Here is a 20,433-nt window from a genome sequence, read left to right on the forward strand (position 1 = left end):
CATTATAACCTCTCTTTATGATTCGATAAATTTTATCATCTTGGCAAACGTTTGCCTTGCTCATAAAGTAGCGGCATAAATCTTTGAGATGGTGTTTTATGAAGCTAACAAATCAAACTCGACGTCGTGCCGTACAAGCCGCAAAAGGCGAAGTGCCTTTTGATCTTTTACTCACCAACGCCAATATTATCGATATGGTGACTGGGGAAATTCGACCTGCGGATATCGGCATTACCGATGGCCTTATTGCCAGTGTACACCCAACAGGGAGTCGTACTGATAGCCATGAAACCCATGATTCATCAGGGAAATTTATTTCTCCAGGTTTTATTGATACCCACGTTCATTTAGAAAGCTCCCACCTTCCTCCTGCTCGTTATGCTGAAATTGTCCTCACACAAGGCACCACCGCCGTATTTTGGGATCCCCATGAACTTGCCAACGTTTTGGGATTAGATGGCGTACGCTATGCCATTGATGCTAGCCGTAATTTGCCACTTGATGTGATGGTTGCAGCCCCCTCTTCTGTGCCGTCAACTCCCGGTTTAGAAATGTCAGGTGCAGACTTCGCAGGACAAGAGATGTCCACCATGCTGAGCTGGCCAGAAGTACGGGGGGTGGCAGAAGTGATGGACATGTTCGGCGTGCTAAATGGCAGCGAACGCATGGAAGAGATCCTCGATGCTGGATTAAACTCCGGCAAAATCATTGAAGGTCATGCCCGCGGGTTAAAAGGCGCTGATTTACAAGCCTATCTCGCTGCTGGCGTCACTTCAGATCATGAGCTTACTTCAGCGGAAGATGCTCTCGAAAAATTACGTGCTGGGCTAACACTGGAAATTCGTGGCTCTCACCCGTATTTGCTCCCTGAAATTGTGGCGGCATTGCAAACACTGCCTCATTTATCCTCACAAATCACGGTATGCACAGACGATGTTCCGCCAGACATATTGATTGAAAAAGGCGGTGTAATTGCACTGCTGAATTTATTAATTGAGCACGGAATGAAAGCAACCGATGTGTTGCGCTTTGCGACACTCAATGGCGCAATTCGCCTACAGCGCAATGACTTAGGTTTGATAGCCGCAGGTCGTCGCGCCAACTTAGTGATTCTTGATTCACTCGATACCTTAAAAGCTCAGCAAGTTTATGTCGACGGCAAAAAAGTGGCAGAAAATGGGCAACTTATTTCGCCAATTGCCACTGAAAATACGATTTTACCGCCATGCGATACTATGCACCTGACGCCAATCTCCCCCCAAGATTGCCAGCTTCAATTAGCTGACCTGCAAAATGGTACTGCGCGTTTACGCCATATTAGCGGGGCCCGCTTTACTCAGTGGGGAGAGGTCGATGTTCAAGTCGAAAACGGTATCGTGCAACTGCCAGATGAATTTAGTTTAATCCGCGTACAACATCGCCATGGACGCCATGATGCCAAACCACAAATTGCCTTACTCAAAGGATGGGGAGAATTACGAGGCGCCATTGCCACCAGCTATTCCCATGATTCCCATAACCTTGTCGTGCTCGGGCGTGATGCCAACGATATGGCGATGGCAGCCAATCTATTGATTGAAAGCGGTGGCGGTATGGCATTAGTTCAAGACGGCAAGATCCTTGCTCATGTGGCCATGCCAATTGCAGGTATGCTATCGGAATTACCTGCACCTGAACTGGCAGAACAATTTCGCCAACTCAGAGAATTGAGCAGCCAGATTGCTGACTGGGAACCTCCGTATCGCGTATTCAAAGCCATTGAAGGTACTTGCCTTGCTTGTAATGCAGGCCCTCATTTAACCGATTTAGGACTGACTTGCGGTACCACTCGCAAGATAGTTGATGCCGTCTTAGAACGTACTGAAAGTAATAGCGATATTAAAAACACTCATCCAATAAAAAATAATGATAGGAGCGCCAATTAATGGCTAACGATTCTCTTCATCAGCCAACATCAGGGAGTTGGTTAGAAAGGCGTTTTGCGCTGCGTGAACGCGGTAGTTCAATCAGAACAGAATGCCTCGCCGGAGCCACAGGGTTCCTTGCTGCCGCCTATTTACTCGTGGTTATTCCCGGATTGTTAGCCGCGGGTGGCATGGATAAAGGCGCGGCGACCACAGGCACTATCATCGTGTTTGTACTCGCCAGCCTATTAATGGCGTTTTACGCCAACCTGCCTTTTATTGTGGGTCCCGGTATTGGCGGCTCCGTATTAGTGGGGATCACCCTTGCAGGCAGTGAAGGGATTGATTGGCAAATCGGTTTAGGTATCGCCTGCTGGTCTGGAATTTTATTTTTCCTGTTAACCAAATTCGGTTTGCGTGAAGTGGTCACTCGCTCCGTACCACAATCCATCAAATTAGGCTTAACAGCATCTATCGGTCTGTTTGTGGCAGTGTTGGGTTTTCGTAATGCTGGCTTAGTCTTAGCCAACCCAAAAACCAACGCATTAATGCTGGGGGATTTTCTCTCTCCGGGAGCCTTAGTCGCTCTTGCGGGCTTCTTTGTGGCTATCGCATTACAGGCTCGCCGTATTCCTGGTGGGATCTTATGGGCCATTTTGTTCGCTACTATACTGGGCATTCCGTTTGGCGTCACAAAGTTACCCGAAAGCTTTATCGGCATGCCGCATTCTATTGCTCCAGTCTTAGGTCAGGTAGATTTAATTGGCGCATTAAACATCGCCTTCTTACCTTTCTTATTTGTGTTCTTCGCAGCGGAATTTTTCTCCACCATGGGAACCACACTAGCGGTTGGTGGCGAAGCCGGATTACTGGATAAAGAAGGCAACATGCCAAATATCAACCGCCCGTTTATTGTGGATTCCATCGCAGCAGCGTTAGGTCCAATGGTGGGTATCCCAGCAGCGACCGCATTAATTGAATCTTCAGCAGCCGCAGAAGCAGGCGGTAAAACCGGTATGACCGCATTAGCGGCGGCGTTCATGTTCCTGCTAATGTTACTGTTCACCCCAATCGCATTAATGATCCCAGCACAAGCCACCGCACCTGCACTGATTTTAATTGGCTTAAATATGTTCAGCGGATTACGTAAAGTGGATTTAGCTAACTTTACCGACGGTCTGCCAGTATTAATGATGGTGATGATCACGTTAATCGCGAATAGCTTCGGTACAGGGATTGCAGGCGGGTTACTGTTCTATATCTTAATTAAAGCCGTGGCAGGCAAGTGGCGCGAAATTCCAATCAGTCTGTGGATCCTTGCAGTGCCATTAGTGTATTACTTCTCAACGTTAGTGAAGCACTAAGTCTGCTCCCCTCTTTATTAAAATAGCCTCTACTTGAGGCTATTTTTCTATCTGTTTCTTATTCCTATCTGTTTCTTATTTAAATCCGCATATTAAATCAGTGGTGGAATTTGTGGCTGAATAGGCACTTCGATCACCGTTGGGCCTTGGCGCTTAAATGCCTCACGGCAAGCCGCTTTAACCTCATCCACCGTCGTGGCTTTTAACGCCGTGCAACCATAACCTTTACCCAATGCCACAATATCCAAGTTTGGAATATTCAGCCCAGGGACCCCCGGCGTCTCTTCTAACACCGCGAAAGATTTTAAAATGGCATATTCGCTATTTCGTGGGATCACAAACACAATCGGTAAATTATGTTGCGCAGCGCTCCATAGCCCTTGAATCGAGTATTGCATCGAGCCATCGCCAATAATCGACATCACAGGGCGGTGTCGGCCACTGTCTTTTTCCGCTAAGGCAATTCCCACGCTTGCTGGTAAGTTCCAACCTAATGATCCACTGGCAAAGGTATAGAAAGAATCCGGTGCATCAATTGGCCATTCACGATGTAATTCGCCGAGGTTTGATGGCGATTCTTCTACCAAGATAGTCTCTTTCGGGGAGACTTCTCTCAGCGCTTTAAACAGCTGCGCTGCACTTAATACCGTTGAACTTCCCTTCACCTCTGGCGCGGCAGGATGTGGAGCCATACCATGGGACTGTTTTTCAACCTTATTTTTCGAGGCCGTTCTAGCATTCACTAACGATGTCAGTCCTTCAATGGCCAATACCGCATCACTGAGTAAGCTGTCGCCAACGGGTGCCCTTCCTACCTCAATAGGGTCATCGGTAATGTGCAGTAAACGCATTCCATCTGGTAAATAACTTCCTGTTACATAAGGATAATAACGGAAAACAGGCGCCCCAATAATCAACGCCAAATCATGCCCTTTCAACTTGTCTGACAACGGACCCATCGCGAAAGGCAACCCACCTGCATACAACGGATGAGTTTCAGGGAATGGCGGACGTTCCGATGCTGGCGCCGCCCAAACAGGCACATTCAATTTTTCGGCTAATGCAATGCCCGCGTCCCAGCCTTCCCCCCGCGCAATGGCGGAGCCATAAATTAATACTGGATTTTTGGCGGCATTAAACGCATCAGCAAACGCTTGTAAACGAACAGGGTCATAGCCTATGCGCTGGGAAACTTCACGCACAACCGCCTCTTGGGCAATGGCTGGTTTATCCCAATCATCAAGGGGGATTGATAAGAAAACGGGGCCTGCTGGTGGCTGAAGTGCCATCGCATATGCTCGCATAAACGCGGCAGGGACATCTTCCGCACGCTCAGGCTGATAGCTCCACTTAACCCATGGCTTTGGAAGAGTTTCAGGCTCAATATTGGTTAGCCAAGGCTCCATCAGCAACATTTCACGGGTTTGGTTACCCGCCGTGATAATCAGTGGCGTACGGTTCATATAAGCGGTCAGAATATTACTCATCCCATTACTTAGCCCCGCAGAGGTATGCAGGTTGACCATCGCCACTTTACGCATGCCTTGGGCATAGCCATCTGCGGCTGCAACGGCAGAAGCTTCATGCAATGTTTGGATATAACGAAAATCACTCGGAAAATCTTTTAAGAATGTCTCTTCCGTCGAACCGGGATTCCCAAAAATAGTGGTAATGTTCAATTGACGTAGTAAATCAAAAGTCACTTGGCGAATGGTTTTCTTCATTTAAAATACCCTAATTAAGATACCTGAATTAACGCCCATCATAACCAATCCCTACAATGAAGAATATTGACTCATCCGAGCACTAGGGCATTAAGAAAATCCACTCTATTTTTTAATTATCATTAAATACAATTAGTTAAATAAGCATCTTGTTTCGATGATAACAATACAATGGGAATAAATACTGCCCTCTAAGATTTAATCCATATAAAGCATGAAAGGTACTTAAGAATATTGGTCTTTATACTAATTTCAGCCTCAATTTGTCGCGGAAAAAGCAGATTCATCGGCATCAAAACTGGCTAAAACGTGAGTTACGTTGCAATTTCTTAACATTCATTAACAATATAGCGGCTTTTATGCCACCCATCACATTTCCAACAATTACCACGACTTAACGCCAGCGCTATCGCTCGAAAAAAGACGATAAAATTATGTCATTTTCCCGCCAGATGAGAGAAATTAAAATACATCACAAAATCAATACAATAACTAATCATTAGTGATTTCATTGATTAAATAACCTTCTAGTAATGAGTTAAACCAATCAATAAAAGTACTTTTTTCGAACGATTTACTTAACTAAAAGTTATATCAACCTCAATAAAACTCATTGTTAAACAAAAGTTAAGCAAAGTAACTTCATTTAACACTAATGTTAAATCGCAAAAGTGAATGCTCTGGTAAATAAATGTGAGGTAAAAATAATGACCCTAGATGCCAGCTATACGCTATTGTTTGCATGCTTAGCGCTGCTTATTGGGATGATTGTGGTGAAAATCAGCCCTTTTCTACAGAAAAACCATATTCCTGATGCTGTAGTCGGCGGATTTATTGTTGCTATCGTTTTATTAATTGTTGATAAAGCGGCAGGCTATACTTTCTCGTTTGATACCTCATTACAAAGCACATTGATGATCGCCTTCTTCTCATCAATTGGTTTAAGTTCAGATTTTTCGCGATTAATAAAAGGCGGGAAACCTCTCGTTATTTTAACACTTGCTGTAACCATCTTGATTGTGATCCAAAACGCTGTGGGCATGGGTTTAGCTGTCATGCTAAACGAAAGTCCATTTATCGGTCTGATTGCAGGTTCAATCACCTTAACAGGTGGTCACGGTAACGCCGGTGCTTGGGGCCCTATCCTTGCCGATAAATATGGCGTAACAGGCGCTGTTGAGCTGGCGATGGCGTGTGCGACTATGGGTCTGGTTCTAGGTGGACTAGTCGGGGGGCCAGTTGCGCGCCACTTACTGAAAAAAGTGACCATTCCAAAAGCGACTGAGCAAGAAAAAGAGACCATCCTTGAAGCATTTGAACAACCAACGGTAAAAAGAAAAATCAACGCCAATAACATCATTGAAACCATTTCAATGCTGATTATCTGTATCGTTGCGGGTAGCTATATCAGTGAGTTAGTAAAAGATACGCCAATGCACTTACCGACTTTCGTTTGGTGTTTATTTGTCGGTATCATCATCCGTAACGTCTTAACTCACGTGTTTAAACATGAAGTTTTCGAGCCGACTGTTGACGTTTTAGGTAGCGTGGCGCTCTCGTTATTCCTTGCTATTGCGCTAATGTCATTGAAGTTTGGTCAATTAGCTAGCATGGCGGGTCCAGTATTAATCATTATTGCGGTACAAACCGTTGTGATGGTGTTATTCGCCTGCTTTGTCACCTTCAAGATGATGGGCAGTGACTATGATGCTGTCGTTATCAGTGCGGGTCACTGTGGGTTCGGGATGGGGGCAACACCAACGGCAATCGCTAACATGCAGACCATTACTCGTGCATTCAGCCCATCACACAAAGCCTTCTTAGTGGTACCGATGGTCGGTGCGTTCTTGGTGGATATCACCAACAGTATCATCATCAAGTTATATATTGAATTAGGCGCAGCCATCGCATAATTCTTGATAGCACTTGCCGGCTCATAACCAAAAGTATATGAGCTGGCATTTTTCATTTCTGGTAAGTGACCTCGATATCGGATCCATGGAATTTTTTTCTGTAGAATAAGAAAAAATGCAAAGTATTACCCAGCTCTAACCATGGACGACCAATAATGAAGTTAAGGCACCTTGATATCTTTTATGCTGTGATGACCTGCGGCTCACTCACTCGTGCAGCAGAAGTTCTGCATATTTCCCAGCCAGCGGCGAGTAAAGCCCTCAAACATGCTGAACAGCAATTGGGGCTCGTTTTATTCCAACGGATCCGAGGGAAATTACTGCCAACAGATGAAGCCAATTTATTATTTGAAGAGGCGAAAGAGGTTTATCAGAATTTAGATAGGCTCAGAATTTTGGCACAGAATTTATCCAGAAACCCACAAGGGAAATTAGCGATTGGCTGTTTACCTAGCCTTGGTCTTAACCTAGTGCCTGAAGTCACCGCGCTATTTATTAAAAAACACCCGAATATAAAACTCACTATTGGAACCCATCACACCACGGATATTTTGCAATTATTAACGCAGCAAGATCTTGATATCGGTATTGCATTTAATTTGGCCATTGAAGGTGGGATCACCGTATTGCCTGTTGCTGATATTCCACTCGTCTATGTGGATAGCCAGACTCCCGTAAAATCTCCCGTTTCACTGGTGGATATTGACCAAGACCGCTGGATCCACCCAGGCTCCGACTCCCTCTCTCAACTGCTACAGCAAAGACATGAGTTCCAAGAATCCAATATCAGCGTACACACCTACCACATGGCGGCGGAGTTCGTTCGTGCTGGCCTAGGTTGCAGTATTACCGACATTTTTTCTGCAGAACATACCTTGCCAGAATCGATGATCTACCCTCTTAAAGAGAACTTGCATTTAGCCGTATCCGTTTTCCACCGCGCAGATAGACCGCTCACGAAAGCCGCACAAAATTATGTAAACACCTTGTCATTAATACTAAAAAAACGCAACGCAGTAGTTAACCAAAAGTTATACTCCGGTGATGAAAACTCAATTGTTTAGTCTGACTATTCGCCGTTAAATGATAACTCCTACGTTATTATTGGTTGCGGAATATTATGACTAAACATGTGGTAGTGATCGGTGCTGGAGTGATTGGATTAAGTACTGCATATGCTTTAATTAAAGCGGGTCAAACCGTCACATTAATTGAATCTGATTCTGACGTTGGCATGGAAACCAGCTTTGCCAATGGTGGACAATTAAGTTATCGCTATGTTTCGCCACTTGCAGATGCGGGCGTTCCATTACAAGGCTTACGCTGGATGGGTAAAAATGATTCCCCATTAAATTTGAGAATCGATTTTACATTACAGCAGCTTTCTTGGATGACCCAATTCACCTTAGCCTGTAACCGCACAACCAATAAAATTAATGGCGCTCATTTATTACGATTATCACTACTCAGTCAAAATGTCATGAATACTTGGCGGACGAATGGTGATATTGCTGATTTCGCTTGGGAAAAATCAGGAAAATTAATTATCCATCGCGAGCAATCTAGCTTTAAAAAAGCCAGTGAAACCGTGGATAAGGAATTTCAAAAAGTCCTGAATGCGGATGAAATCGTTGAATTAGAGCCTGCATTAAAGAATATCCAATCACAACTAGTGGGCGCGATTTACGCGCCCGATGATGAAACCGCTGATTGTTATTTATTCTGCAAAAATATTCTGGCTTATTTATCAACACAGCCACAATTTACATTATGCCTAGAGCACTCGGTCAAATCCTTTATTAAACTTGGCAATACCATTAAGGGTGTAGAAACAAATCAAGGCACAATTCAAGCGGATGATGTGGTAATTTGCGCAGGCAATGGTAGCCGTGAGTTATTAAAACCCCTTGGCATTGATGTGCCAATTCTCGGTTTAAAAGGCTACAGCCTCAGTGTGGAATACCCACAAATGGCACATATCGTTCCTAAACTTAGCGTAACCGACTACGGCAATAAAATTGTCTACGCCAAGCTTAATGACCAATTACGCATCGCGGCTATGGTCGATATTGGTTATGACAAATTTGGATTACGAGAAAACAGAATTTCTGCATTAAAAAACATTATTAGAAAAACATTCCCGGATTTACCTAAAATTGATGAAGCTGAAACATGGTGCGGTTTACGTCCGTCAACACCAAAGGGACCACCAATGTTAGGCAAAACTACACACAGCAACTTATGGCTCAATGTGGGTCACGGCAGTTTAGGTTTTACATTAGCAGCGGGTAGCGCAGAGATATTAACTCAGCTCATTACCCAGCAACGCCCCCCTATTTCATTAGAAGGATTAACGAGGTAATTAATGTCCATTAAACGTAATAACCCAAAACCACGCTTAGCAGACAGCGTTGAATATGCTGGATTAGTTTACTTATCTGGACAAGTGCCTACAGATTTAACCGGAGACATTACCGCTCAAACCCAAGATGTATTAAACAAAATTGACGCATTATTAGCTGCTAGCAATAGCGATAAAACCCGCATTTTATCAGCTCAAGTGTGGATAAAAGACATGAAGCGTGATTTTGCTGACTTTAATACCGTTTGGGAAAATTGGATGCCAGCTGAATTTAGCCCTGCTCGCGCCGCTGTTGAAGCGAATATGGCACGTGAGCAAGTACTCGTTGAAGTGATGGTGACCGCAGCACAACGCTAATATTCACTTCACCTAGGGCATTAAAAAGATTAAATTTATTCTCTTGAATGCCTTTTTTATCTTTTTTCTATCCTTTTCGTACATTTCACTACGTCAATATTCTTTTTATTATCATTTCTGATAAAAAAAACACTCCCACATTTGATATTCCAGCTACTATTATCAATATACAAAAATAAAATAATCACCTAAAAATTAAAAATAAATTTATTTTTTATTTTATTGAATGATTCTAATATGGAGAAATCACATGGTCCAAACTGTTATCGAACATGTTTTATCCAGATTACAAGCACTCGGTATTAATGATATTTTTGGTGTTGCAGGTGATTATGCCTTTCCTATTAATGATGCCGTCTGCGCCTCCCCAAATTTACGTTGGGTAGGAAACTGCAATGAATTAAATGCGGCCTATGCCGCAGATGGTTACGCTCGCGTAAAAGGGTTTGCGGCACTCGCAACAACCTTCGCAGTTGGAGAACTCAGTGCATTAAATGGCATTGCAGGGGCGTATGCAGAAAGATTACCTATTTTTCATTTAGTCGGAATGCCTGCCAGCCATATCCAAAAAAATCAACCTATTATGCACCATACTTTAGGTGATGGTGATTTCGAGGTATTTTATAAAGTTGCTCAATCCTTTTCGTGTGCTCACGCGATTTTGACACCAGAAAACTGTGTCAGTGAAATGACCCGTTTAATCGCTCAGGCTTTTGCTCAAAGGCGCCCAGTTTATATTGGCATACCTGCTGATCATGCTGTGAAACGCATCGTAGTACAGAGTATCAAGCCGTTCACATTACCAAGTAGTCGTCCTGATACCTTAAAAAAAGTCCTCAGTTTGATAGTCAATAAACTCAGCCACAGTGAATCCCCATGCGCCTTACTGGGTTCGCTCATATCACGATTTGACTTAGTCAAAGAAGCAGAAGCACTGATTAAAATCACTCACTTACCTTATGCCACAATGTTTATGGATAAAGGTGTTTTAAATGAAACCCACTCACAATATATAGGCATGTACAGTGGACATTTAATGAACCCAGCCATTGCTGAGTTTATTGAAGGCTGCGATTGTATTCTCAATATTGGCGCGATGATGAGTGATGTAAACACAGGGTGTTTCACTGCAGATCTTGATACAAATAATATGATCCACATAATGGATAATTATGTCGTTATCGATGCAATTCGATATTCCGATATTTATATTTATGAACTACTTGCTGAACTAAGAGATATTCTGACATTTATTCCGAGCAGCTCAATAAAAGTTCACGGCCTAGGTGAACCAATCAGTAATGCTAACGGAAAAATAACCAGTGATTATTTATACCCGCGATTTGAACAATTTATTAAGCAAAATGACATCGTTATAGCAGACACTGGAACATTTTCCATGGGATTAGGCTTTGCACTTCTTCCTAAAGAAGTGTCTTTTCAAACTCAATCCCTATGGGGTTCGATTGGCTGGGCAACCCCTGCGGCACTAGGTGCAGCACTTGCCGCACCTCATCGCCGCGTGATCCTGGCTACCGGCGAAGGCTCCCATCAATTAACCGTGCAAGAAATTAGCTTATTTGCTCGCTGGGGGCTGAAACCACTTATTTTTGTTCTCAATAATGATGGCTATTTAATTGAACGCCTTTTCTGCCATGAACCCGAGGCCTATTACAACGATATCCACCCTTGGAACTATGCTCAGCTTCCCGCAACCCTTGGATGCAAAAATTGGTATTGTCAGAAAGTCACCACTTGCGATGAACTCGATCGAGTTCTCAATACACTCGAAAGAATAGATACTGCCGCCTATATTGAAATCGTCACCGACAGATATGAAACCTCAGATTTGCTGCAAGCAATGGGAAAAATAATCAGGGCAGAAACACCAAAACATCTTAAATAATGACGCTTAGCCCCCTAGGCCACGGTGGCTCACAATCATCAACGATGATCCTCAGCGTCGCCGCTGGCGGATCCACCAAACACCAACAATCACCAAAACAATGATAGCTAGCCAAGAGAGATGCGGGTGAAATGGGAGCGCAAAAACAAGGGAGCTGACAAAGTAGCCGATAGAAACAATCAAACATCCCCAAATTGCGCCACCAAGGATATTTAATACAAAAAATCTGAGTGGATTTACCTTACTAGCACCAATAATAATCGGTCCAACCGTTCTCATTCCATATGCAAAGCGGATCCCAATAATAATCCAATTTTCATGGCGTTGTATTAACTGCTGAACTCGTACAATCTTACCCTGATGTTTTTGAAGTTTAGGCAATACCCGAGCTCCCGCATAACGCCCGACAAAAAAAAGCACATTGTCACTGACGACACCACCAAGCGCAGCAAATAACATCGTCAAAGGATAAGAGAGTAATTGATTATGTGCGGCCACTCCCGATAGAAAAGCTGCCGTTTCCCCTTCAAGCATCGCGCCAAGAAATACAGCCCAATAGCCATATTCCATTAACCACTGAGTTAATACTTCAGACATAAGACTGAGATCCCTTCCTGAACACCTGATAATGGATATCTTTAGCCAAAATCTTAACACAGATAAAATTAAATTTTTGTTTGTATTCTTGGTAATTCAATAAGGTGGGAGCCTTGCGGATAAAATGAATGGCGTACAAAAAAACTGCACTTAACGACAACTTAAGTGCAGGGGATCACGACGCATAAAATATAAATATAGACTATTTATTGTATAAGCTAGCATTGATTGAAATATCGTTACCTTCACCTTCAGAGTTCACTGAGGTAATAATAAAGTATTTTGCGCCCGCTTCATCCGCTTTTTGTGAAACTGCATTCACATAATCCGTTGTTGTCGCTGCATTCATTACGATATTAATGTTGCCAACTAATTTCATTTCCATGGACTGAACATAATTAATCTCAGTTGCACTCATCGCAAATGGACTTAAAAACATCAAAGAAACCAATGCTATTTTTAATTTATTCATCAAAATCACCTCTTATTAAAATAACGTCCCCATTGAAATGCATTCTTTTTTAGAGAATAAAATTATGAGTATCGTTAAAAGAATATTATTTACCTGATAATATAAGATTATATTTACCTATTAAAATAAAGAATGTAGCGATGAATATCAAATTTAATATCGTGCGAAACTTAGCATAAATTGCTTTTATTTATGCTATTTCTAACGTTTTAAATCAGTACTAAAAATATGGCTCAGCCTGATGTTAAAACGAATATAACGATGCCACAGACTTACCTAATTTTTTGGCCAGATCGGAAGCGGCGTATCTATCCATAACTATCTCAATATAGGCGGCTGAATCCGTCACTTCAGCGTGTTTAATAGCAGCGTCTAATTCATCGCAAGTGGTGACTTTTTGGCAATACCAATCAGTGCACCCTAATGCCGCTGGCAATTGAGCATAATTCCACTGAGGTAGATCGTTATAATAAGCTTCAGGCTCTTTACATAATAATCGTTCAATTAAATAACCATCATTATTAAGCACAAAAATAATCGGCTTTAATCCAAAACGTGCAAACTGACTAATTTCTTGCGCTGTTAATTGATGTGAACCTTCCCCTGTCACTAAGATCACCCGCTTATTAGGTGCTGCAATTGCTGCGCCAAATGCTGCTGGCGTTGCCCAACCAATTGATCCCCATAATGTTTGGTTATGAAACTGAGCATCTTTAGGCAGTAAAGCAAAACCCAAGCCCATTGATGCTGTCCCTGTTTCCGCAATCACAATATCGTCGTCCTTAAACATTTTCTCTAAGCGCGGATACAGATATTGTGCGGTAATTTGACCGTTATCACCTTGTCGAGGCTCACCCAATCCTTGAGCCGCAATACCTTGATGCTTTAACGAAGGCGCTAATATTTTCAGTTTATCCAATACCTCTTTCATCATCACATTTGGGTAAACCGCTGAACCCACTTTCACCTGATCCGCTAAAATATTAATACGTTGCTCAGGGGAGATAGATGCCGTAAAACTGCCTGAGTTAAAATCCGTTAATACCGCGCCAATGCCTAAAATACAGTCGCAACTTTCAACAAATTCGCCCACTTGGGCATTCATTAATTTGCCATTATAAATTCCCATATACGTCGGGTTGGATTCACTCACAATACTTTTGTCCATAAACATCGTGGCATACGGCAGACCTGTCTTATCAATAATTGCCTGCACATCATCCGAATACCCTAAACGCGCCGTCAAAATCCCCGGAATAATACAGGCTTGTTGGCTGGCATTAAGTTTATCTAAAATGGCATTCACTGCGGCATTGAGTGACTGTGTATCACTTTTCTGTGACTCAGTTTTTTTATGTTTCCCATTGGCAATGACGGGCATCACCGCGTAATCAGATGGGAAGCCCATATAGACGGGGCGACGTTCTTTTAGGGCTGCTGCAATTAATCGCTCGGTTTCATCAATGCAATTTTCTGGAGTCAATATCGCATGAGCGCAGCTCAAATGCTGACTCATTTGATAAAACACATCAAAATCACCATTGCCTAAAGTGTGGTGAACAAGACGATGGTTTTTCTGGACACCACTCGCTGGCATGCCCACCAGATGGAAGACAGGTAAATGCTCAGCATAAGACCCCGCAAGACCATTCAACGCACTGAGTTCCCCCACACCAAATGTTGTCGAAAGTGCGGCAACACCTTTGATTCTTGCGTAACCATCCGCGGCATAAGCGGCATTTAACTCATTACAATTACCAATCCAACGCAATGAGCCACTTTCACAAACGGCATCTTCAATAGGAAAAGCGTAATCCCCTGCGACCCCAAAAACTTCGTTGATACCCAGTGCTTGCAAGCGTTCCAGAACATATTCGATAACCGTCTTCATAATGCAATTCCTAATAATAATTTATGCTGATTATTCAGCTTTGTATTATTACTAGCCCTAATATTGCATTAACGGAAATTATTTATAATCATTATCGCTATAACAAAATGTAATAGAGGTCACGATGGACATTCGAGGATTACGCTATTTTGTCGAAGTAGTACAACAAAATAACTTTAGCCGAGCAGCGGATAAATTATGCGTCACCCAGCCAGCAATCAGCCGTAGCATTCAAAAATTAGAACAAGAGCTTGAAGTAACCTTACTGATCCGCGAAACCGACGGCGTGAAACTGACCGATGATGGTGAGATTTTATTCCGCCATGCTCAGCAAATTCTGGCGCAATTCGACAGTCTTAATAACGCATTAAAAGACAAATCAGGCCCACTCACAGGGATCTTGAAGGTCGGTTTACCCCCTGTAATTGCCTCAACCTATTTTGCCGATATCATCATGGCATTTAGTCAGAAATATCCACAAGTCGAATTGCAGATCATTGAATTAAGTTCAAACCATATGATGAATGCCATACTCAAAGGAGATGTAGAAACGGCAGCGGTAATGTCTCCATTTGATGAACAACGATTTAATTTATATCGATTTGCGACTGACCGATTGATGCTACTCATGAACGAAAAACACCCATTAGCCACTCAAAATAACGTTAAGTTTGCAGAACTTCTGAATGAACCATTTATCTTTTTTCAAGATAGCTTTCGAATTAATGAACTAGTTGTTAGTGCGTGCGGGATCTATGGCAAAAAACCAATTATTGCAGGACGCAGTGGGCATTTAGATCTTGTGATGGCGATGGTGCGCGCAGGAGTTGGTATCACCTTACTCCCTGAAAGTATGTGGAAAAAGAATCATATTGAGGGGCTTTCCATTATTCCAGTGACGGAGCCTGTTCTAGCCTATGAGCTGGCTCTAGCAACTTTGAAAGAATCCCATCCAAGTCGTCGGGCTACGGCATGGATCGAGTTAGCGCTGGAAATGTTGAATATGCCCTCATCATTATGAACAATTATAATGAGTTACAACTGAATAGCCACCGACTTGATAGACCCTTTAAGTTAGACAAGCTTGTTTTAGGAAGATATGTTGAGAATAACGCAACATGCAGAAATTGAAAGAGAAATGCGAAATTTTATCGGTGCCAGTTAAATAACCGACACCAGAGAAATTAACGCCAGCGTTCTGCCGCCCAGGCGACCTGCTGTTGTGCGTCGTGGAAAGTCCAGGCCACGAAGCGACTGATTTTTTGCCCCTGTGCCATTTCAATGGTACGGACTTCCGCCGCCCCCACCAGCTTCAACGCATGATAAATCGAAGGCAGGGTCGTGCTTTTAGAAATCAACGAGGTAAACCACAGGCAGTTTTGTGCTAGGCTAACGCTCTCCTCTACCATTTTACGTACAAAGGCTTCTTCACCGCCTTCACACCATAGCTCTTTATTTTTTCCACCAAAGTTCTGTACCGGCGTGTCGGCTACCTCGCCTTTACCCAGCTTGTGCAGCTTGCGGCGGGTGCTGGCTTGCGCTTCCTGTTCAGAGCTATGGAACGGAGGATTACACATTGTGGCATCAAATTTCTCCGCCACACCGATGATACCGTTCAAAATAGATTCAGGTTGTTTTTGCAAACGCAGACGCACGCCGTTTCTCAGCGTCGGATTCATCTCCACGATCATTTTGGCCGCATTGAGCGATACTGGTTCAACCTCCGAACCAGTAAAACGCCAACCGTATTCACGCAGGCCAATGATCGGATAAATACAGTTGGCACCAACGCCCACATCAAGGATTGCCACGCCTTTACCACGAGGGATCTCACCGCCGTTGCTGGTCGCCAGCAGGTCAGCCAGATGGTGTAAATAGTCGGCACGCCCAGGGATCGGAGGGCACAGATAACCGGCGGGAATGTCCCAGTGTTCGATGCCATAAAAATGTTGCAGCAACGCACGGTTGAGCATTTTAACCGCCGTAGGATCGGCAAAATCTACCGAGATGTCGCCCCATGCGTTCGGTTTGACGAACGGCTCCAGTGCAGGACAACTGGCGATCAACGCCGGGAAATCATAGCGCGAGCGATGACGGTTACGCGGGTGCAAACCGCTTTTCTGCTGCGGGAAGGTTTTCTTTTTTTCCACCGTGACGGGCTCTCTTAAAGGTATTTCTGACGCGTACGATACCATATACCCTAGAGCTTTCAAGTTGCAGCTAACAGCTCGGGATGAGACCGTATTAAGCCTGCATTCAGAGTTTATACCGGAATATCCTGCTTGTTATATTGCTTTCTTCTTTTAGCTCAATGACCGGGCATCGACTTAATCGACGTAACTGCTTCAACTCTTGTAACTTAGCTCACCCGCTGCTCAATAACATTGCGAGGTAAATTCCCCGTTATTAGCAGTACAAGTTTTTCCTTAACTGGGCTACTATGAGGGTCGCAAACGCCCTTTCAACTTTCCGCGAATTCACCCTAACAACAAGATAAAATAGCGTTTACGCCGAAAGTCAAAAGCCCATAAATACATCAAATATTCAACAAGTTAAACACATGACAGAAAATCAAAGTTTCGAATCCCATACGCCGATGATGCAGCAGTACTTAAAACTCAAAGCACAACATCCCGATATTTTGCTGTTTTATCGTATGGGGGATTTTTACGAACTGTTCTTTGATGATGCTAAAAAAGCCTCTCAGTTACTGGATATTTCTCTCACCAAGCGTGGTCAATCTGCCGGTCAACCTATCCCGATGGCGGGCGTTCCTCACCATGCAGCCGAAAACTATTTAGCCCGATTGGTACAGATGGGAGAATCTGTCGCCATTTGCGAGCAAATTGGTGATCCTGCCACCAGCAAAGGCCCTGTTGAGCGCCAAGTAGTACGTATTGTCACACCGGGTACCATCACCGATGAAGCCTTACTCAATGAACGCCAAGACAACTTACTGGCAGCGGTATGGCAAGAGCCTCAAGGCTATGGCTTTGCGACCTTAGATATCGCATCAGGTCGTTTTATCATCAGTGAAATTGATGATGAAGAGTCATTAAAAGCCGAGCTTCAGCGTACCCGCCCAGCGGAATTACTCTATCCTGAAGATTTCGCTAGCATGTCATTGATTGAGCTGAATAAAGGCTTACGCCGTCGCCCATTATGGGAATATGAATTAGACACGGCAAAACAGCAATTAAACCTGCAATTTGGCACCAAAGATTTAATCGGGTTTGGCGTTGAAAATGCCCACAAAGCCTTACGTGCTGCGGGTTGTTTGCTGCAATATGTGAAAGATACGCAACGAACTGCACTGCCGCATATTCGTAGCATTATCATGGAAAAACAACAAGATAATGTGATTTTAGATGCAGCAACTCGCCGAAATTTAGAACTAACCCAAAACCTTGCTGGGGGCACCGAAAATACCCTTGCCGCGATCTTAGACAAGTGTGTCACCCCAATGGGAAGCCGTATGCTAAAACGCTGGCTGCATACCCCATTGCGTAACCTCTCCGTGTTGAACAACCGCCAGCAAGCCATTGGTGCACTGCAACAATACGGCTTTGAGCTACAACCGTTCCTTCGCCAGATTGGTGATTTAGAACGAGTGCTCGCTCGTCTCGCATTACGCTCAGCGCGCCCTCGCGACTTAACGCGTATGCGCCATGCATTCCAGCAATATCATGATATTCACCAAATTCTAGCGCAATCAGATTGCGGCTACCTCGGTGCACTAACGCAACGTATTGGTCAATTCGATGAGTTGCAAACCCTACTGGAAAAATCGATTGTCGATGCACCTCCAGTTTTAGTCCGTGATGGCGGCGTCATTGCCCCTGGCTACAACAGCGAACTCGATGAATGGCGCGCATTGGCAGACGGAGCAACAGATTACCTCGATCGCTTAGAAATTCGTGAGCGTGAAAAACTGGGTATCGATACCCTAAAAGTGGGCTATAACGCGGTACATGGTTACTACATTCAAGTGAGTCGTGGACAAAGCCACCTTACGCCAATTCATTATGTTCGTCGCCAAACGCTGAAAAATGCGGAGCGCTACATTATCCCTGAATTGAAAGAGTATGAAGATAAAGTACTGACATCAAAAGGTAAAGCGCTCGCTATCGAAAAAGCCTTGTATGATGAATTGTTCGATATGCTGCTACCGCATTTAGCTGCGTTACAAACCAGTGCCGAAGCGCTGGCTGAGTTGGATGTCCTCTCCACCCTCGCAGAGCGTGCAGACACCCTCGGTTATGCCTGTCCTCAATTAACAGACAAGCCCGGTATTCAAATTACTGAAGGTCGTCATCCGGTTGTCGAGCAAGTGCTTAGTGAGCCTTTTATTTCTAACCCGCTGTCTCTTTCTCCGCAACGCCGCTTGCTGATCATTACAGGCCCCAATATGGGCGGTAAAAGTACCTATATGCGCCAAACTGCCCTGATCACCTTACTGGCTTATATCGGGAGTTTTGTGCCAGCCAGTAAAGCCGTCATTGGGCCTATTGACCGTATTTTTACGCGCGTTGGAGCCTCTGATGACCTCGCTTCAGGACGATCAACCTTCATGGTAGAGATGACTGAAACTGCGAATATTCTGCATAATGCCACTGAACACAGCTTAGTGTTGATGGATGAAATTGGTCGCGGCACATCTACCTATGATGGGCTTTCTTTAGCGTGGGCATGTGCAGAGAACTTAGTCAATCGCATCAAAGCGATGACCTTATTTGCGACTCACTATTTTGAATTAACCACCTTACCGGAAAAATTGGAAGGTGCGGTCAATATTCACCTCGATGCGATTGAACACGGTGATACCATCGCCTTTATGCATAATGTGCAAGACGGTGCGGCAAGCAAGAGTTACGGTTTAGCCGTTGCTTCACTGGCTGGCGTCCCAAAAGAAGTGATCAAACGCGCGAAGCAAAAACTCAAAGAGCTAGAAGTTATCTCCAATAATGCCAATGCGAGTCATGTGGATAGCGCTCAGCTGAGCTTCTTAGGGACTGTGGAAGAAGAACCATCCCCAGTATTAGCCGCTTTAGAGGAAATCGACCCTGACAAACTAACTCCACGCCAAGCCCTTGATTGGTTATATCGTTTAAAGGAAATGGATAAGTAGCATGGATGAGTACGCTGAATTACTAGCGCCAATTAAACAATTTTTGCAGTGTGAAACGCCCGATGCGTGGATCCACAAAGCCAGTCAACCTGAAAATTTACCAACGATTTTGAAGGATCATCTGCTGTGTGAATTAAAAGCCGCGCAAAGTGCCATGTTTTTAATTCGCAAATATGCAGTGGATAAAGAAAGTGCGGCGATTTTATTAGAGTGGTTCAAACCCTATGAAGCCTTTGCGTATGATCGCATTGGTGATGTTCACACATTGAAAAATAAGAACCAAATCTCAAAACAGATCCTAGCGAAAAAACAGTCTCCATATAGCCAAGATTTGATTGATAAAATGGTGTTGTTAATCAAAGAGGAATTGCACCATTTTTACCAAGTGCTAGAAATTATGCATCAACGGAACATTGCGTATGATGGGATCACCGCAGGTCGCTACGCGAAAGGGTTATTCAGTCATTTAGACCCTCATGATCCGAAAACTTTGGTAGATAAGCTCATCATTGGGGCTTATATTGAAGCGCGCTCTTGCGAGCGGTTTGCTAAATTGGCGCCACACTTGGATGAGCAACTTGCCAATTTTTATACCTCATTACTGCGTTCAGAGGCGCGCCATTATCAGGATTATCTGCAACTTGCTCAGTTGATTAGTAAAACAGATATCACTGAGCGTGTGCGTTTTTATGGGGAAGTTGAGGCTAAGTTGATTTTAATGCCTGATGAAGACTTTAAGTTCCACAGCGGCGTACCGATTAATTAGCTCCACCAACTAAAAAGAAAAGCCCCTGTTATCAACGAAAACAGGGGCT

General features: G+C 43.8%; 15 protein-coding genes. 10 read left to right on the top strand and 5 right to left on the bottom strand.

All coding sequences use genetic code 11. From position 1 onward, the window contains the following. Positions 1 to 98: 98 nt before the first annotated feature. Complete coding sequence (locus tag QS795_RS13365) at positions 99 to 1,925, top strand: adenine deaminase (RefSeq protein WP_286271981.1); 1,827 nt, start codon at positions 99 to 101, stop codon at positions 1,923 to 1,925. After that, complete coding sequence (locus tag QS795_RS13370; RefSeq protein WP_154602381.1) at positions 1,925 to 3,268, top strand: NCS2 family permease; 1,344 nt, start codon at positions 1,925 to 1,927, stop codon at positions 3,266 to 3,268. The genes QS795_RS13365 and QS795_RS13370 overlap by 1 nt, the downstream gene beginning before the upstream one ends. Positions 3,269 to 3,360: 92 nt before the next feature. Here QS795_RS13370 and mdlC read toward each other — a convergent pair whose 3' ends face one another. Then, entirely contained in the window at positions 3,361 to 4,992 is a 1,632-nt protein-coding gene (mdlC, locus tag QS795_RS13375) for a benzoylformate decarboxylase (protein WP_286271984.1), read from the bottom strand. Between the two features lie 707 nt (positions 4,993 to 5,699). Here mdlC and gltS point away from each other — a divergent pair. The 5 genes from gltS to QS795_RS13400 all read left to right on the top strand — a co-directional run bounded on the left by gltS (position 5,700) and on the right by QS795_RS13400 (position 11,530). Continuing rightward, on the top strand, positions 5,700 to 6,905 hold the full coding sequence (gene gltS, locus QS795_RS13380; RefSeq protein ID WP_154602379.1) for a sodium/glutamate symporter: 1,206 nt from the start codon (positions 5,700 to 5,702) through the stop codon (positions 6,903 to 6,905). Between the two features lie 155 nt (positions 6,906 to 7,060). After that, positions 7,061 to 7,969, top strand: a complete 909-nt coding sequence (locus tag QS795_RS13385; RefSeq protein WP_154602378.1) for a LysR family transcriptional regulator — start codon at positions 7,061 to 7,063, stop codon at positions 7,967 to 7,969. Positions 7,970 to 8,025: 56 nt separating this feature from the next. Continuing rightward, positions 8,026 to 9,267 carry a D-amino acid dehydrogenase gene (locus tag QS795_RS13390; RefSeq protein ID WP_286271987.1) on the top strand — a complete coding sequence of 414 codons (1,242 nt, stop codon included), beginning with the start codon at positions 8,026 to 8,028 and terminating at the stop codon, positions 9,265 to 9,267. Positions 9,268 to 9,270: 3 nt separating this feature from the next. Beyond that, the gene (locus QS795_RS13395) at positions 9,271 to 9,624 is read left to right on the top strand and encodes a RidA family protein (RefSeq protein ID WP_154602376.1); all 354 of its coding nucleotides are present in this window, start codon (positions 9,271 to 9,273) and stop codon (positions 9,622 to 9,624) included. A 250-nt stretch (positions 9,625 to 9,874) separates the two neighbouring features. Next, entirely contained in the window at positions 9,875 to 11,530 is a 1,656-nt protein-coding gene (locus tag QS795_RS13400) for an alpha-keto acid decarboxylase family protein (RefSeq protein WP_286271991.1), read from the top strand. Positions 11,531 to 11,581: 51 nt separating this feature from the next. On the opposite strand, the gene QS795_RS13405 is transcribed toward QS795_RS13400, so the two are convergent. The 3 genes from QS795_RS13405 to QS795_RS13415 all read right to left on the bottom strand — a co-directional run bounded on the left by QS795_RS13405 (position 11,582) and on the right by QS795_RS13415 (position 14,490). Further along, on the bottom strand, positions 11,582 to 12,127 hold the full coding sequence (locus QS795_RS13405) for a DedA family protein (protein WP_318626534.1): 546 nt from the start codon (positions 12,125 to 12,127) through the stop codon (positions 11,582 to 11,584). Positions 12,128 to 12,329: 202 nt separating this feature from the next. After that, entirely contained in the window at positions 12,330 to 12,599 is a 270-nt protein-coding gene (locus QS795_RS13410; protein ID WP_108478370.1) for a YdgH/BhsA/McbA family protein, read from the bottom strand. Between the two features lie 244 nt (positions 12,600 to 12,843). Then, complete coding sequence (locus tag QS795_RS13415) at positions 12,844 to 14,490, bottom strand: alpha-keto acid decarboxylase family protein (protein ID WP_286271996.1); 1,647 nt, start codon at positions 14,488 to 14,490, stop codon at positions 12,844 to 12,846. Between the two features lie 124 nt (positions 14,491 to 14,614). Here QS795_RS13415 and QS795_RS13420 point away from each other — a divergent pair, with 124 nt between their 5' ends. Then, on the top strand, positions 14,615 to 15,511 hold the full coding sequence (locus QS795_RS13420) for a LysR family transcriptional regulator (RefSeq protein ID WP_318626535.1): 897 nt from the start codon (positions 14,615 to 14,617) through the stop codon (positions 15,509 to 15,511). A 163-nt stretch (positions 15,512 to 15,674) separates the two neighbouring features. On the opposite strand, the gene rlmF is transcribed toward QS795_RS13420, so the two are convergent. Next, positions 15,675 to 16,640 (bottom strand): 23S rRNA (adenine(1618)-N(6))-methyltransferase RlmF, encoded by a 966-nt coding sequence (gene rlmF, locus QS795_RS13425; RefSeq protein ID WP_286272000.1) that lies wholly within the window; start codon positions 16,638 to 16,640, stop codon positions 15,675 to 15,677. Between the two features lie 410 nt (positions 16,641 to 17,050). Between rlmF and mutS the strand changes: the two genes are divergently transcribed. Both mutS and miaE read left to right on the top strand, forming a co-directional pair. Next, on the top strand, positions 17,051 to 19,618 hold the full coding sequence (mutS, locus tag QS795_RS13430; protein ID WP_154602370.1) for a DNA mismatch repair protein MutS: 2,568 nt from the start codon (positions 17,051 to 17,053) through the stop codon (positions 19,616 to 19,618). A gap of 1 nt (position 19,619) precedes the next feature. After that, positions 19,620 to 20,384, top strand: coding sequence for a tRNA isopentenyl-2-thiomethyl-A-37 hydroxylase MiaE (miaE, locus tag QS795_RS13435; RefSeq protein WP_154602369.1), 765 nt, complete (start codon positions 19,620 to 19,622; stop codon positions 20,382 to 20,384). Positions 20,385 to 20,433: the final 49 nt, after the last annotated feature.

It is taken from the genome of Providencia zhijiangensis (assembly GCF_030315915.2).
GTDB lineage: Bacteria > Pseudomonadota > Gammaproteobacteria > Enterobacterales > Enterobacteriaceae > Providencia > Providencia zhijiangensis.

What these genes read in the sequence shown, in the direction of transcription:
- miaE (WP_154602369.1), top strand. Translation starts at nt 19,620, where the DNA reads ATGGATGAGTACGCTGAATTACTAGCGCCAATTAAACAATTTTTGCAG.
- mutS (WP_154602370.1), top strand. Translation starts at nt 17,051, where the DNA reads ATGACAGAAAATCAAAGTTTCGAATCCCATACGCCGATGATGCAGCAG.
- QS795_RS13415 (WP_286271996.1), bottom strand. Translation starts at nt 14,490, where the DNA reads ATGAAGACGGTTATCGAATATGTTCTGGAACGCTTGCAAGCACTGGGT.
- QS795_RS13395 (WP_154602376.1), top strand. Translation starts at nt 9,271, where the DNA reads ATGTCCATTAAACGTAATAACCCAAAACCACGCTTAGCAGACAGCGTT.
- QS795_RS13405 (WP_318626534.1), bottom strand. Translation starts at nt 12,127, where the DNA reads ATGTCTGAAGTATTAACTCAGTGGTTAATGGAATATGGCTATTGGGCT.
- QS795_RS13420 (WP_318626535.1), top strand. Translation starts at nt 14,615, where the DNA reads ATGGACATTCGAGGATTACGCTATTTTGTCGAAGTAGTACAACAAAAT.
- mdlC (WP_286271984.1), bottom strand. Translation starts at nt 4,992, where the DNA reads ATGAAGAAAACCATTCGCCAAGTGACTTTTGATTTACTACGTCAATTG.
- gltS (WP_154602379.1), top strand. Translation starts at nt 5,700, where the DNA reads ATGACCCTAGATGCCAGCTATACGCTATTGTTTGCATGCTTAGCGCTG.
- QS795_RS13385 (WP_154602378.1), top strand. Translation starts at nt 7,061, where the DNA reads ATGAAGTTAAGGCACCTTGATATCTTTTATGCTGTGATGACCTGCGGC.
- QS795_RS13400 (WP_286271991.1), top strand. Translation starts at nt 9,875, where the DNA reads ATGGTCCAAACTGTTATCGAACATGTTTTATCCAGATTACAAGCACTC.
- QS795_RS13390 (WP_286271987.1), top strand. Translation starts at nt 8,026, where the DNA reads ATGACTAAACATGTGGTAGTGATCGGTGCTGGAGTGATTGGATTAAGT.
- QS795_RS13370 (WP_154602381.1), top strand. Translation starts at nt 1,925, where the DNA reads ATGGCTAACGATTCTCTTCATCAGCCAACATCAGGGAGTTGGTTAGAA.
- QS795_RS13365 (WP_286271981.1), top strand. Translation starts at nt 99, where the DNA reads ATGAAGCTAACAAATCAAACTCGACGTCGTGCCGTACAAGCCGCAAAA.
- QS795_RS13410 (WP_108478370.1), bottom strand. Translation starts at nt 12,599, where the DNA reads ATGAATAAATTAAAAATAGCATTGGTTTCTTTGATGTTTTTAAGTCCA.